Raw genomic sequence first — 12,928 nt, 5'->3', positions numbered from 1 at the left:
GCGACACGATGCAGAACCACCGCACCTCTCCGCAGATCACCACGGGCCGTCGCACGGCAGCCACGGGGGTGCTCGCAGCGGGGATCGCCCTGACACTCGGTCTCGTGCTCGCCGGGTGCACGGACACCGCCCCGGAGCCCACTCCCACGCCGACGGCATCGGAGGAGGCGCAGGCCGGAGTCACCGACATCGTCGACACCCCGGGCTCCGGTGAAGGGCTTGAAGGGGCCCTCGCGGATGCGGAGGTCAAGACCTGCGAGCTCGCCGGAGACCACTGGGAGGTCGCGGGCACCGTGACGAACTCCAGCGCAGCGGCGGCGTCGTACCGGATCTACGTCTCGCTCCTCACCGAGGGCGGCGACACGCGCTCGCTCACGCAGGTCGACGTCGAGCCCATCGATGCCGGCGCGAGCGCGGACTGGGAGACGACGGTCGCCGTGCAGGACGAGACGCTCGACTGCGTCCTGCGCGTCGAGCGCTACGCGTCCTGACCCGTCACGCTCGTCGCGCTCGTCACGAGGAGCGCGACGAGCGCCTCAGCTCGTCGTAGGCGGCGAGTGCCGCCTTCCGCGTCTCGCCGAGGTCGACGATCGGATCGCTCGGTGCATCGGAGGCCCACTCGGAGACGTACAGGCCCTGCTGGTCGAACTTCTTCGCCTGCAGCTCCGGGTTGAAGATCCGGAAATACGGGGCGGCGTCCGCGCCGGATCCCGCGACCCACTGCCAGTTGAACGGGTTGTTCGCGCCGTCGGCGTCGACGAGCGTGTCCCAGAACCACTCCTCGCCTCTGCGCCAGTCGATCATGAGGTTCTTGATGAGGAAGGATGCCGTCACCATGCGCACGCGGTTGTGCATGTAGCCGGTGTGCCACAGCTCGCGCATCCCGGCGTCCACGAGCGGGATGCCGGTCTCGCCCCGCTCCCACGCCCGCAGGTGCGATGGCCGCAGGCGGGGCCAGGGGAAGGCGTCGAACTCGCTGCGGAGGTTCTTCGTCGCGAGGTCGGGGAAGTGGAACAGGGTGTGCCAGGCGAACTCGCGCCAGCCGAGCTCGGAGAGGAAACCCGCGGCGCCCTCGGTCTCGACCGCCTCGTGCCACACCGTGAAGGGACTCAGCTCGCCCCACCGCAGCCGGGGCGAGAGCTGAGAGGTCGCGCCGGCGGACGGCTCGTCACGGGCGCGGTCGTAGGAGCCCAGGTCCTCGCGGAGGAAGGTGCGCAGCCGAGCACGAGCGGCCTGCTCGCCCGGCTCCCAGGTGTCGCGGAGACCCCCCGCCCAATCGGGACTCGTCGGCAGCAGCTGCCAGTCGTCCAGGTCGTCGGATGCCGGTGGTCGACCGACCCCGTCGAGAGTCCGGGGAGCGGGAAGCGGAGCCCGCGGCGCGGGGAGCGCGCGCGCCGCCCGCCAGAACGGCGTGAAGACCGAGAAGTGGGTCCCGCTGCCGGTCTTGACGGTCCACGGCTCATGGAGCAGGGAGCCGGCGAAGGACGCGACCTCGATGCCGTCCTCCCGCAGCGACGACTTCAGGTCGGCGTCGATCTTCCGTTCGGGGCCGCCGTACCGGCGGTTCCAGAAGACCGCGGAGGCCCCGATGTCGTCGACGACTCCGCGGACCACGTCGCGCGCTGGCCCGCGGCGGAGGATCAGCTGTGCGCCGAGGTCGGCGATGTGGTCGCGGAGAGAGGCCAGCGAGTGATGCAGCCACCAGCGTGCCGCCCCGCCCAGGGGGCGGATGCCGTCGGACTCCTCGTCGAGCACATACAGGACGACGAGTGGCTCGTCTCGATCGATCGCAGCACGCAATGCCGGGTTGTCGGCGACGCGCAGATCGTCGCGGAGCCAGACGAGCGAGGGGGAGGACATGGCCCTATTGTCTTACCGTCCACGCACGGATGAGCGGTGTCGGCCCTGACCTCGACGCCGCCCTGTGCGCGCTGTATGCTTCGGCTCACTCGTCGACCACAGCGCCCACGCCACGAGGACCGGCTGCAGGAAGAGGCGACCGAGACGACGACGGTCGGTGTCGAGACCGGGAGCCGAACGGCCCGTCCGCCACTGATGCACGTTGCCGGGGAAGACGGCGACGAAGAAGGCGGCGGCCGCCACACCGACGCGGCGGCGCTCGTGAGGCAACGCGACGAGCGCCGCGCCGAGGCCGACCTCGACCGCGCCGGACGCCACGACGATCGTGTCCTTGTCGAGTCGCGTGAGCCGCGTCGCCCAGTCCGGCACGACGATCCGGAACCCGCGGGTGCTGACGAAGTGCATCACCCCGGCCGCCGCGAGCAGGAGGGCGAGCGACCAGCGTGCGACGTCTTTGAGCATGCGCCCACGCTACCGTGGCGGTATGACCGTGCTCCGCATCAGCATCCTCTTCGTGCTCGCCGCCGCCGCGGAGATCGGCGGCGCATGGCTCATCTGGCAGTCGGTCAAAGAGGACCGCGGGTGGATGTTCGCCGTGCTCGGCGTCATGGCGCTCGGGGCGTACGGCTTCCTCGCCGCCCTGCAGCCCGATGCGAACTTCGGACGCGTCCTGGCGACGTACGGCGGCGTGTTCATCGCCGGCTCCCTGGCGTGGGGGATCATCGTCGACGGCTTCACGCCGACCCTGTGGGACTGGATCGGATCAGCGGTCGCCCTCGTCGGCGCCGCGATCATCATCCTCGCCCCGGCCACCTCCTCGGCCGACGCGCAGGGGGCGCTGTAGCGGTCGGCGGGCACCGGGCATGCGAGTAGCCTAGATCGAGACCCAGATGGAGTGTTCCGTGCCTGAAGATGCCCAGCCGAAAGACGGCTTCGCCCTGTTCTCCGACCGTTCCGTCGTCGCCATGCGCGTCGGCGGGGTGCTCAAGGACCTCGCCGCCACCGTGACCGACGCCGACGAGGTCGAGCCGGTCACGATCGACAGCCCCGAGGGGCTCGACATCCTGCGCCACTCCACCGCGCACGTCCTCGCGCAGGCCGTGCAGCGCATCAACCCCCAGGCGAACCTGGGCATCGGTCCTCCCGTCACCGACGGCTTCTACTACGACTTCGGCGTGGACGAGCCCTTCACACCCGACGACCTGAAGGCCATCACGAAGGAGATGCAGCGCATCGTCCGGGAGGGCCAGCGCTTCGTGCGCCGCGTCGTCACCGACGAGGAGGCGCACGCCGAGCTCGCCGACGAGCCGTTCAAGCTCGAGCTCATCGGACTCAAGGGCGGCAAGGAGGCTGCCGAGGGCGCCTCCGTCGAGGTCGGCGAGGGCGAGCTCACCATCTACGACAACACCACTCGCGATGGGGAGGTGGTCTGGAAGGACCTCTGCCGCGGACCCCACCTGCCCAACACGCGCATGATCGGCAACGGGTGGGATCTGACGCGCATCGCCGCGGCGTACTGGCGAGGCAGCGAGACGAACCCGCAGCTGCAGCGCATCTACGGCACGGCCTGGCCGTCGAAGGACGAGCTGCGTGCCTACAAGGAACGCCTCGCCGAGGCGGAGCGTCGTGATCACCGCAAGCTCGGCAGTGAGATGGATCTGTTCTCGTTCCCCGACGAGATCGGCTCGGGGCTCGCGGTCTTCCACCCCAAGGGCGGCATTATCCGTTACGAGATCGAGGAGAACCTGCGCAAGCACCTGCTGCGCAACGGCTACGACCTCGTGAACAGCCCGCACATCACGAAGAAGGACCTCTTCATGACGTCGGGTCACCTGCAGACCTATGCCGACGGCATGTTCCCGCCGATGCACCTCGACGAGGCCGTCGACGACGAGGGCAACGTCACCCGCCAGGGCCAGGACTACTACCTGAAGCCCATGAACTGCCCGTTCCACAACCTGATCTTCCGTTCGCGCGGGCGCTCCTATCGCGAGCTGCCGCTGAGGCTCGCCGAGTTCGGCACCGTCTACCGCTACGAGAAGAGCGGCACGCTCTCGGGCCTCACCCGGGTCCGCGGTCTGACGCAGGACGACGCACACATCTACGTCGCCCAGGATCAGGTCAAGGAAGAGCTCACCACCAACCTGAACCTCGTGCTGGATCTGCTGCGCGACTACGGGCTCAACGACTTCTACCTCGAGCTCTCGACCAACGAGGAGGGCAACCCGAAGTTCCTCGGTGAGCCGGAGCAGTGGTCGACGGCTATCGACACGCTGCGCGAGGTCGCCATCGAGTCCGGGCTCGAGCTCGTCGCCGACCCCGGTGGAGCGGCGTTCTACGGCCCGAAGATCTCGGTGCAGGCCCGCGACGCCATCGGCCGCACCTGGCAGATGTCCACGATCCAGCTCGACTTCAACCAGCCGGACCGCTTCGAGCTCGAGTACACCGGATCCGATGGGCAGAAGCACCGTCCGGTGATGATCCACCGCGCGCTGCTCGGTTCGGTCGAGCGCTTCTTCGCGATCCTCCTCGAGCACTACGCGGGCGACTTCCCGCTGTGGCTGGCGCCGAGCCAGGTGGTCGGCGTCCCGGTCGCGGAGCAGTACGGCGAGTACCTCGACGACGTGATCGGGCAGCTCCGCGCGGCCGGCGTGCGCGCGGACGTCGACCACTCCGACGACCGCATGCAGAAGAAGATCCGCAACCACACCACAGCCAAGGTGCCGGTCATCCTGATCGTCGGCGAGCAGGACCGCGCCGCCGGCACTGTGTCGTTCCGCTTCCGCGACGGCACCCAGGAGAACGGCGTGCCCGTGGCGGACGCCGTCCGCCGCATCCGCTCCGCGATCGAGACCCACGCCCTCGTGCTGAAGGCCGGAGACCTGGCGTGACCGACGAGCGCTCCTCCGTCGAGGACGCCGGTCTGCTGGCCGGCGTCCCCGACGAGTTCCAGCGGCTGTGGACCCCGCACCGGATGGCGTACATCCAGGCGGGTCCCGAGCCCCTGCGCGAGGAGTGCCCGTTCTGCGAGGCGCCGAAGTATCCGGATGCCGAGCGACTGATCGTCGCGCGCGGCGAGACCGCCTACGTGCTGCTGAACCTCTTCCCGTACAACTCGGGGCACCTGCTGGTCTGCCCGTACCGTCACATCGCGACGTACGATCAGGCCACCCCCGAGGAGGTCGCGGAGATCGGCGAGCTGACCCAGATCGCCATGCGCGTCCTGCGCGAGGTGTCGCGGTGCGACGGGTTCAACCTCGGGATGAACCAGGGCGCCGTCGCCGGAGCAGGGGTCGACGCGCACCTCCACCAGCACGTGGTGCCGCGGTGGACCTCCGATGCGAACTTCTTCCCGATCATCGCGAAGACGAAGGCACTGCCGCAGCTGCTCGGCGAAGTGCGCGAGGCGGTCTCCGCCGCCTGGCCCACCGCCTGATCGGTCGTCGAGCGAGCGAAGCGAGACGAAACGCGCGCTGCGCCTCAGCGCGCCTGTCGTGCGGTGAACTGCATGCGCGGGTTCGCGTAGAACTCCTGCGCCTCGATCAGCTGCAGCTCCCGCTCGCCGGACTCGAGGGTGAGGCTCAGCAGATCGAACACGCTCGACGCTGTGCGCTCGAGCGCGAGCTTCGCGTCGCCGGTCTCGACGTAGTGCGCGGTGAACAGGGCAGCTGTCACGTCTCCGGAGCCGTTGGCCTTCATCGGCAGTCGAGGTGTCTGCACGAGCCACGCGCCCTGCGCGTCGGCCACGAGCATCTCGATGGTGCCCTCCTCGCGGTCGGGACGCTCGACGCTCGTCACGAGAACCGTGCTCGGCCCCATCGCCATCGCGACGTCGACGGAGGCGAGCGTGGACTCCAGGGTGTCGGGCTCTGTCTCGGTGAGGAATCCCAGTTCGAACTGGTTGGGCGTGATGATGTCGGCGACGGGCACGACCTTCTCCCGCAGCAGGACGGGGATCGCCGGGGCGACGAAGCATCCGGACTTGGCGTTGCCCATCACGGGGTCGCAGGCGTAGACGGCAGCCGGATTGGCGGCCTTCACGCGCGAGACGGCGTCGATGATCACGTCGCCGATGCCCTCACCGCCCTGATACCCGCTGAGCACGGCGTCGATCTCGCCGAACACGCCGCGCTCCTCGATGCCGGTGACGACCTCGCGCACGTCGTCGGGGGAGATGAGCGGGCCGCGCCAGGCACCGTACCCGGTGTGGTTGGAGAAGTTCACGGTGTAGACGGGCAGCACCTCGACGCCGATGCGCTGCAGGGGGAACACGGCCGCGGAGTTGCCGACGTGTCCGTAGGCGACGGCGGACTGGATGGAGAGGACCTTCATTCCTCGATCCTTTCGTGAGGGGCGGGTCGGTTCCCGCGGGGGTCGGTCATCGGGTCGCCGCGACGAGATCGGCGATGAGCGTCTCTGCGTCCTCGTCGGACAGGTCGTGCACGGTGAGTCGCAGATGCTGCGAGGGCTCGGCGCGGTCGTCGAGCGCGAACTCGTCGCCCGTTCGGGCGAGCCAGCCGCGGCGCATCAGACGCTCGGCGACCGCGCGGGCGGGTTTCGGGAGCCGCACCCAGAGGCTCAGGCCGTCCGTCGACGGGGAGTCGAGTCCCGCGTCGCGGAGGCGGGCGGCGAACGCCTCGTTGCGGGCGGCGTAGTGCTCCCGAGCCGTGGTGATGCGGGCGACGGCATCGGGGTTGGTCAGCTGCGCCAGCGTGAGCCGCTGCAGCAGGTGGCTGACCCAGGTCGTGCCGGGGCTGAGCCGCATGGCGAGGCGCTCGGCGGTGGTCGGATCGGTCGCGGCGATGGCCAGGCACATGTCGGGGCCGAGGAACTTCGACACCGACCGCACGAGCGCGAAGCGCCGATGCTCCGGCCCGATCAGGGTCTCGTACTCCCGTTGCGACAGCATCGAGAAGTGATCGTCCTCGATGAGGAGCACGTAGGGGTGGTCGGCGAGCACGGCGCGCAGGTCGGCGGCGCGTCGAGCGGTGAGGCTCGTGCCCGTCGGGTTCTGCGCCCGCGGGGTGCAGATGACGGCACGTACTCCGGCGTCGAGCGCGGCGCGGAGGCCCGCGACCGTCATGCCCTCGTCGTCGACGGGGACGGGGACGGCGCGGTAGCCGCCGAGGCGGACGGTGTGGATGCTGGCGAGGAAGCACGGGTCCTCCAGGGCCACCGCGTCGTCGCGCATGAGCGCCTGCGCCAGGAGCCTCTCCACGGCGTCGACCGCTCCGCTCGTGACGGTGATGCGGAATCCGGTGTCGCCGAGGTCTCCTGCGATCCACTCCCGCGCCCAGGACTCCAGGCCGCGGTCGATCACGGGCTCGCCGTAGAGGACGGGGCGACCGGCGACGGTCGCGAGCGCCGCCGACGGGTCGGGGATGAGGCGCGGATCGGGGTTCCCGGTGCCGACGTCGCGCAGCACGGTGTCGGCGGCGAAGCCCTCTTGGGCGACGGACTCGTGACCGGCGATCACGGTGCCGGCGCGTCCGCGCGAGACCACGAGGCCCGCCTGGGCGAGCTGACGATAGGCGGCGACGGCGGTGTTGCGGTTCACTCCGAGCATGGCGGCGAGTTCGCGCACCGGGGGGAGAGGGCTGCCCGCACCGAGCACGCCGCGGTCGCGCAGGTCGCGCACGCTGTCGGCGATGTCGGCCGCCGTCGCTCCGATGATCTGGTCGCTCATGTGTCCTCAGGTCGATTCTAGGTCGTCCGGGACAGTGCTATCGTTTGGCCTAGATCAAACATCGACAGGAGTCAGTCATGGCCGAACAGACCACCACCGGATCCTCGCGCGTCAAGCGCGGACTCGCCGAGATGCTCAAGGGCGGCGTCATCATGGACGTCGTCACCGCCGAGCAGGCGAAGATCGCAGAGGATGCCGGAGCCGTCGCCGTCATGGCGCTCGAGCGCGTGCCCGCCGACATCCGCGCCCAGGGCGGCGTCTCGCGCATGAGCGACCCCGACATGATCGACAGCATCATCGACGCCGTCTCGATCCCGGTGATGGCGAAGGCGCGCATCGGCCACTTCGTCGAGGCGCAGGTGCTGCAGGAGCTCGGTGTCGACTACATCGACGAGTCCGAGGTGCTCTCGCCGGCCGACTACGTGAACCACATCGACAAGTACGGGTTCACGGTGCCGTTCGTGTGCGGTGCCACCAACCTGGGCGAGGCTCTGCGCCGCATCAACGAGGGCGCGGCGATGATCCGCTCGAAGGGCGAAGCCGGCACCGGCGACGTCTCCGAGGCGATGAAGCACATCCGGAGGATCCGCGGAGAGATCGCGGCGCTGACGGCGCTGCCGAAGGACGAGCTCTTCGTCGCCGCGAAGGAGCTCCAGGCGCCCTACGAGCTCGTGGCCGAGATCGCCGAGACCGGCACGCTCCCCGTCGTCCTGTTCGTCGCCGGTGGCGTCGCGACGCCCGCTGATGCAGCCATGATGATGCAGCTCGGCGCCGACGGCGTGTTCGTGGGTTCGGGCATCTTCAAGTCGGGCAACCCCGCCGAGCGCGCCAAGGCCATCGTCAAGGCGACCACCTTCTACGACGACGCGAAGGTCATCGCCGAGGTGTCGCGCGGTCTGGGGGAGGCCATGGTCGGCATCAACGTCTCGGACCTCCCCGCGCCGCACCGTCTCGCCGAGCGTGGCTGGTAACCCGCGGGTCGGGGTCCTGGCCCTGCAGGGCGACGTGCGCGAGCACGCCGCCCTGCTCGCGGGGCTCGGCGCCGAGGTCACGCTCGTGCGCCGCCCCGGCGAGTTGGCGCAGGTCGACGGCCTGGTGATCCCTGGTGGCGAGTCCACCGTGATCGACAAACTGTCGCGCCTCTTCGGGATGCAGGCGCCGATCCGCGACGCGATCCGCGACGGCATGCCGGTCCTGGGCACGTGCGCCGGGCTCATCCTGCTCGCGGACCGGCTCGTGGACGCGATCGAGGGCCAGGAGTCCTTCGGCGGCCTCGACGTGACGGTGCGCCGCAACGCGTTCGGACGCCAGGTCGAGTCCTTCGAGGCGCGGCTCACGGTGGCGGCGCTCGGGGGCGACCCGGTGCGGGCAGCGTTCATCCGCGGCCCCGTGGTGGAGAGCGTCGGCCCTGCGGCATCCGTGCTCGCGGCTCTCGACGACGGCCGCGTCGTCGCCGTCGAACAGGGCGCGCTGCTCGGTCTCAGCTTCCACCCGGAGATCACGGGCGAGACGCGGTTCCACGAGCGCTTCCTCGACACCGTCCGCACGCGCTGAGGCCGGCGTCCACGGGTCGTTAGGCTCGTCGGATGACGTCCTCGGCGCGCGAATGGCAGATGATCGCACTCAACACCATGCACATGAACCTGCAGCGGCTCTACGTGTTCGACCGATCGAGGGCGATGATCACCGGTCAGGCTCCCGACGGGGCGCGCATCGCGGCGTTGGAGGGATGGATGGATGCCGTCGGTCGGGCCTTCGGCGCTGCGCTGGACGGCCGGGAGCTCGACGAGGATGAGCAGGAGGCCCTCCTTCCCCTCGTGCCGTGGCTCTCCGACGAAGTGGGGCGCTACTACGACGTCCACGATCCTGCGGCGTCGCCCCGTGATCAGGCCGCGTTCGGCGCGGCCCACGTCTATGCTGCCGATGCGCAGACGAAGGGCGAGCGGCAGACGGCCGAAGCGGTCGGGGACGAGAGCGAGGCCGATCGGCTGCGCCAGTACGCTCCGATGATGATGACGCTCGTCCAGCAGGCGAACGCCGCGGTCGGCGTGAGCGCGCAGGGCGAACCGGGAGAGCAGGAGCGGGGCTTCATCGCGGAGCATGTGCGCGTCGCGCTGGGGGACCGCCCCCGTGTGATGCTGCAGGTCGGAGCGATCCCGGTGATGCTCGCGGGACGTGATCCGCGCGATTGACGCTCGCGCGCTGACAAGGCGCGGAACGGGCCGCGGCGCCGTTCGATAGACTGGTCGACGCCCTGGGCGAGTCCCCGGGCGGATACGACGAGCGGAGAGTTATGTCCGGGCATTCCAAGTGGGCCACGACCAAGCACAAGAAGGCCGTCATCGACGCGCGCCGTGCCAAGTCGTGGGCGAAGCTCATCAAGAACATCGAGGTCGCCGCCAAGCTCGGCGGTCCCGACCTCGCCGGCAACCCGACGCTGTTCGACGCCGTGCAGAAGGCCAAGAAGACGTCTGTCCCGAAGGACAACATCGACCGCGCGGTCAAGCGCGGCGCGGGCATCGGCGGCGAGGCCGTCGAATACACCTCGATCATGTACGAAGGGTACGGACCCAACGGAGTGGCGCTCATGATCGAGTGTCTGACCGACAACAAGAACCGCGCGGCCGCCGAGGTCCGCACGGCGCTCAGCCGCAACGGCGGCACGCTGGCCGATCCGGGCAGCGTCGCCTACAACTTCAGCCGCAAGGGCGTCATCGTCGTGAACTCCGAGGGCACCACCGAGGATGACGTCATGATGGCGGCCCTGGAGGCAGGCGCCGAGGAGATCGAGCCCCACGCCGAGGGCTTCGAGATCGTCACCGAGGCCACGGACCTCGTCACCGTGCGGTCGGCTCTGCAGGACGCCGGCATCGACTACGAGTCGGCAGACGTGGAGTTCGTTCCCAACCTCAAGGTCGAGATCGACGCCGACACCGCACGCAAGGTGTTCCGTCTCATCGACGCCCTCGAGGACAGCGAGGACGTGCAGAACGTCTTCACGAACTTCGACCTCACCCCCGAGGTGCAGGCCGAACTCGAGAACGACGAGGACTAGGCGCGCCGGATCCGGGTCGGACGCCGAGCGGCTTACCCTGGGGGAGTGACCTCCTCGCTGCGCGTGCTCGGCATCGATCCCGGCCTGACCCGCTGCGGCATCGGCGTCGTCGATGTCGACCGCGCCCGCCGCGGGACGCTCGTGCACGTCGGTGTGATCCGCTCGTCCCCCGATGCGCCGATCGGCGAGCGTCTGGCTGCCGTCGCCGCCGGCATCCGCGAGGTTCTCGCGGCGCATCGACCGGACGCGGTGGCCGTCGAGCGCGTCTTCGCGCACCAGAACACCCATACCGTCATGGGAACGGCGCAGGCGAGCGGTGTCGCGCTGCTCCTCGCCGCCGAAGCAGGCCTCCCGGCTGCGACCCACACGCCGAGCGAGGTGAAGGCGGCGGTGACCGGCTACGGCTCCGCCGACAAGAAGCAGGTCCAAGCCATGATCGCCCGTATCCTGCGCCTCGACGAGCCTCCGCAGCCGGCGGATGCGGCCGACGCATTGGCCATCGCACTGTGTCACGCCTGGCGGCGCGGCGCGGCATCCGCGCCCGGCGCCGACGCGCTCACCCCCGCTCAGCGGGCGTGGGCGGATGCCGAGCGTGTCGCTCGAACATACGTACGATCGCGCGTCTAGGCTGGGAGGATGATCTCCTCCCTGCACGGAACCGTGCTGCACTCGTCGTCCGATCACGTCGTCGTCGACGTCGGGGGCGTCGGCTTCTCGGTGGCGGTGCCCGCCGATGTCGCACACACCGCGACCGTGGGGGAGCGGCTCCAGCTGCACACGAGTCTGATCGTCCGCGAGGATGCGCTCTCGCTGTACGGGTTCGCTGAGCGTGACGAGCTGGAGATCTTCGGTCTGCTCATCAGCGTCACCGGGGTGGGGCCGAAATCCGCGCTGGGCGTGCTGTCGCACCTGACGGTCGATCAGATCGCCGAGGCGGTGACGGCGGAGGACGACGCACCGTTCCGGCGCGTCTCCGGCATCGGCCCGAAGACCGCCAAGCTCATCGTCGTGCAGCTCGCGGGCAAGGTGCACCCGAGCGGCCCTGCGTCGAAGCCGGCGGCCGGAGCGGGCTCGGATGTCGTCTCGCAGGTCACCGCCGCGCTCGTCGGGCTCGGCTGGTCCGAGAAGGTGGCGGCCGAGGCTGCGGCCCAGACGGCCGAGGAGGCGTCTGAGGCGGAACGCGCCGCGGTCGCCCCGCTGCTGCGGCGCACGCTCGCGCTGTTGGGGCCGGCGCGTGTCTGACGCCAGGGATGCGACGGAGCCGGTCGACGAGACCGAGCTCGCGATCGAGGGAGCGCTCCGGCCCACCAGCCTCGGCGACTTCGTCGGACAGCAGAAGGTCAGAGGACAGCTGCAGCTCCTGCTCGACGCCGCCCGCATCCAGAGTCGCCCGCCGGACCACATCCTCCTCGCCGGCCCACCGGGCCTCGGCAAGACGACGCTCGCGATGATCGTGGCGCACGAGAGCGAGAGGCCGCTGCGCCTCTCCAGCGGCCCGGCGATCCAGCACGCCGGCGATCTCGCAGCGCTCCTGTCGAGCCTGGTTCCGGGCGAGGTCCTCTTCATCGACGAGATCCACCGCATGGCGCGCTCCGCCGAGGAGATGCTGTATCTCGCGATGGAGGACTTCCGGATCGACATCATGGTCGGCAAGGGTGCCGGGGCCACGAGCATCCCGCTCGACCTCGCGCCGTTCACTCTCGTGGGAGCGACGACGCGGTCGGGACTCCTGCCGAATCCGCTGCGCGACCGCTTCGGGTTCACGGGGCACCTGGAGTTCTACGACGAGACCGAGCTGGAGCAGGTGATCGCGCGGTCGGCGTTGGTGCTCGGGGTCGACCTCCCCGGCGACTCGCTCGCGGAGATCGCCCGTCGCTCGCGCGGCACGCCCCGCATCGCGAACCGGCTGCTGCGCCGGGTGCGGGATTACGCTCTCGTGCACGGCGGAGGCGCCGCCTCGCTCGCCGACGTGCGCGCGGCGCTGGAGCTCTACGACGTCGACCCGATCGGGCTGGACCGCCTCGACCGTGCCGTGCTCGAAGCCCTCGTGCGGCGCTTCCGCGGAGGTCCGGTCGGGCTCAGCACGCTCGCCGTCGCGGTCGGCGAAGAGGCCGAGACCGTCGAGAGCGTGGTCGAGCCCTATCTGGTGCGGATCGGCTTCCTCGGACGTACCCCGCGCGGACGCGTCGCGATGCCGGAGGCGTACACCCATCTCGGCGTCGCGCACCCGGACGGGGCGCTTCGCCTCGATGACCTATAATCGCTGAAGACTTCCCCCGATAGAACTGTGCGCCCATGGCTGGTGCGTGCACCTGAGAAAGGCGCTT

General features: G+C 70.0%; 15 protein-coding genes. 11 read left to right on the top strand and 4 right to left on the bottom strand.

Annotated elements, in window-relative coordinates:
• Positions 1-8: 8 nt before the first annotated feature.
• Positions 9-491, top strand: a complete 483-nt coding sequence (locus RAC69_RS01920; RefSeq protein ID WP_341934386.1) for a hypothetical protein — start codon at positions 9-11, stop codon at positions 489-491.
• A 22-nt stretch (positions 492-513) separates the two neighbouring features.
• Here RAC69_RS01920 and RAC69_RS01915 read toward each other — a convergent pair whose 3' ends face one another.
• The gene (locus tag RAC69_RS01915; protein ID WP_375084743.1) at positions 514-1,860 is read right to left on the bottom strand and encodes a cryptochrome/photolyase family protein; all 1,347 of its coding nucleotides are present in this window, start codon (positions 1,858-1,860) and stop codon (positions 514-516) included.
• Positions 1,861-1,872: 12 nt separating this feature from the next.
• A complete protein-coding gene (locus tag RAC69_RS01910) occupies positions 1,873-2,322 on the bottom strand; it encodes a hypothetical protein (protein WP_375084741.1) in 450 nt (149 codons plus the stop codon).
• Positions 2,323-2,344: 22 nt separating this feature from the next.
• Between RAC69_RS01910 and RAC69_RS01905 the strand changes: the two genes are divergently transcribed.
• The 3 genes from RAC69_RS01905 (at position 2,345) to RAC69_RS01895 (ending at position 5,296) form a co-directional block, all read left to right on the top strand.
• Positions 2,345-2,704, top strand: a complete 360-nt coding sequence (locus RAC69_RS01905; RefSeq protein ID WP_375084740.1) for a YnfA family protein — start codon at positions 2,345-2,347, stop codon at positions 2,702-2,704.
• A 121-nt stretch (positions 2,705-2,825) separates the two neighbouring features.
• On the top strand, positions 2,826-4,751 hold the full coding sequence (thrS, locus tag RAC69_RS01900) for a threonine--tRNA ligase (protein WP_375085296.1): 1,926 nt from the start codon (positions 2,826-2,828) through the stop codon (positions 4,749-4,751).
• Entirely contained in the window at positions 4,748-5,296 is a 549-nt protein-coding gene (locus RAC69_RS01895; protein ID WP_375084738.1) for an HIT domain-containing protein, read from the top strand. Before thrS ends, RAC69_RS01895 begins: the two co-directional genes overlap by 4 nt.
• Before the next feature lie 44 nt (positions 5,297-5,340).
• On the opposite strand, the gene pdxY is transcribed toward RAC69_RS01895, so the two are convergent.
• Together pdxY and RAC69_RS01885 are read right to left on the bottom strand one after the other, a co-directional pair.
• Positions 5,341-6,192 carry a pyridoxal kinase PdxY gene (gene pdxY / locus RAC69_RS01890; RefSeq protein ID WP_375084736.1) on the bottom strand — a complete coding sequence of 284 codons (852 nt, stop codon included), beginning with the start codon at positions 6,190-6,192 and terminating at the stop codon, positions 5,341-5,343.
• Positions 6,193-6,238: 46 nt separating this feature from the next.
• Entirely contained in the window at positions 6,239-7,546 is a 1,308-nt protein-coding gene (locus RAC69_RS01885; protein WP_375084735.1) for an aminotransferase class I/II-fold pyridoxal phosphate-dependent enzyme, read from the bottom strand.
• A 77-nt stretch (positions 7,547-7,623) separates the two neighbouring features.
• Here RAC69_RS01885 and pdxS point away from each other — a divergent pair, with 77 nt between their 5' ends.
• The 7 genes from pdxS to ruvB all read left to right on the top strand — a co-directional run bounded on the left by pdxS (position 7,624) and on the right by ruvB (position 12,861).
• Entirely contained in the window at positions 7,624-8,517 is an 894-nt protein-coding gene (pdxS, locus tag RAC69_RS01880) for a pyridoxal 5'-phosphate synthase lyase subunit PdxS (RefSeq protein ID WP_375084733.1), read from the top strand.
• Complete coding sequence (pdxT, locus tag RAC69_RS01875; RefSeq protein WP_375084731.1) at positions 8,507-9,100, top strand: pyridoxal 5'-phosphate synthase glutaminase subunit PdxT; 594 nt, start codon at positions 8,507-8,509, stop codon at positions 9,098-9,100. The genes pdxS and pdxT overlap by 11 nt, the downstream gene beginning before the upstream one ends.
• A gap of 32 nt (positions 9,101-9,132) precedes the next feature.
• Complete coding sequence (locus RAC69_RS01870) at positions 9,133-9,738, top strand: hypothetical protein (RefSeq protein WP_375084730.1); 606 nt, start codon at positions 9,133-9,135, stop codon at positions 9,736-9,738.
• Positions 9,739-9,839: 101 nt separating this feature from the next.
• Positions 9,840-10,601, top strand: coding sequence for a YebC/PmpR family DNA-binding transcriptional regulator (locus RAC69_RS01865; protein ID WP_341934397.1), 762 nt, complete (start codon positions 9,840-9,842; stop codon positions 10,599-10,601).
• 45 nt (positions 10,602-10,646) lie between these two features.
• A complete protein-coding gene (ruvC, locus tag RAC69_RS01860; RefSeq protein ID WP_375084728.1) occupies positions 10,647-11,228 on the top strand; it encodes a crossover junction endodeoxyribonuclease RuvC in 582 nt (193 codons plus the stop codon).
• Between the two features lie 9 nt (positions 11,229-11,237).
• Positions 11,238-11,843 (top strand): Holliday junction branch migration protein RuvA, encoded by a 606-nt coding sequence (ruvA, locus tag RAC69_RS01855; protein WP_341934399.1) that lies wholly within the window; start codon positions 11,238-11,240, stop codon positions 11,841-11,843.
• Positions 11,836-12,861: a Holliday junction branch migration DNA helicase RuvB gene (gene ruvB / locus RAC69_RS01850; RefSeq protein WP_375084727.1), complete on the top strand. Its 1,026-nt coding sequence runs from the start codon at positions 11,836-11,838 to the stop codon at positions 12,859-12,861. Before ruvA ends, ruvB begins: the two co-directional genes overlap by 8 nt.
• Positions 12,862-12,928 lie beyond the last annotated feature (67 nt).

It is taken from the genome of Microbacterium sp. LS_15, assembly GCF_041954735.1.
Classification (GTDB): Bacteria; Actinomycetota; Actinomycetes; order Actinomycetales; family Microbacteriaceae; genus Microbacterium.
This window is presented reverse-complemented; position numbering and strand designations above follow the sequence as displayed.

Coding starts and splice junctions, on each gene's coding strand:
- pdxY (WP_375084736.1), bottom strand. CDS start 6,192: ATGAAGGTCCTCTCCATCCAGTCCGCCGTCGCCTACGGACACGTCGGC.
- RAC69_RS01920 (WP_341934386.1), top strand. CDS start 9: ATGCAGAACCACCGCACCTCTCCGCAGATCACCACGGGCCGTCGCACG.
- ruvA (WP_341934399.1), top strand. CDS start 11,238: ATGATCTCCTCCCTGCACGGAACCGTGCTGCACTCGTCGTCCGATCAC.
- pdxS (WP_375084733.1), top strand. CDS start 7,624: ATGGCCGAACAGACCACCACCGGATCCTCGCGCGTCAAGCGCGGACTC.
- RAC69_RS01870 (WP_375084730.1), top strand. CDS start 9,133: ATGACGTCCTCGGCGCGCGAATGGCAGATGATCGCACTCAACACCATG.
- thrS (WP_375085296.1), top strand. CDS start 2,826: ATGCGCGTCGGCGGGGTGCTCAAGGACCTCGCCGCCACCGTGACCGAC.
- RAC69_RS01905 (WP_375084740.1), top strand. CDS start 2,345: ATGACCGTGCTCCGCATCAGCATCCTCTTCGTGCTCGCCGCCGCCGCG.
- RAC69_RS01915 (WP_375084743.1), bottom strand. CDS start 1,860: ATGTCCTCCCCCTCGCTCGTCTGGCTCCGCGACGATCTGCGCGTCGCC.
- RAC69_RS01885 (WP_375084735.1), bottom strand. CDS start 7,546: ATGAGCGACCAGATCATCGGAGCGACGGCGGCCGACATCGCCGACAGC.
- RAC69_RS01910 (WP_375084741.1), bottom strand. CDS start 2,322: ATGCTCAAAGACGTCGCACGCTGGTCGCTCGCCCTCCTGCTCGCGGCG.
- RAC69_RS01865 (WP_341934397.1), top strand. CDS start 9,840: ATGTCCGGGCATTCCAAGTGGGCCACGACCAAGCACAAGAAGGCCGTC.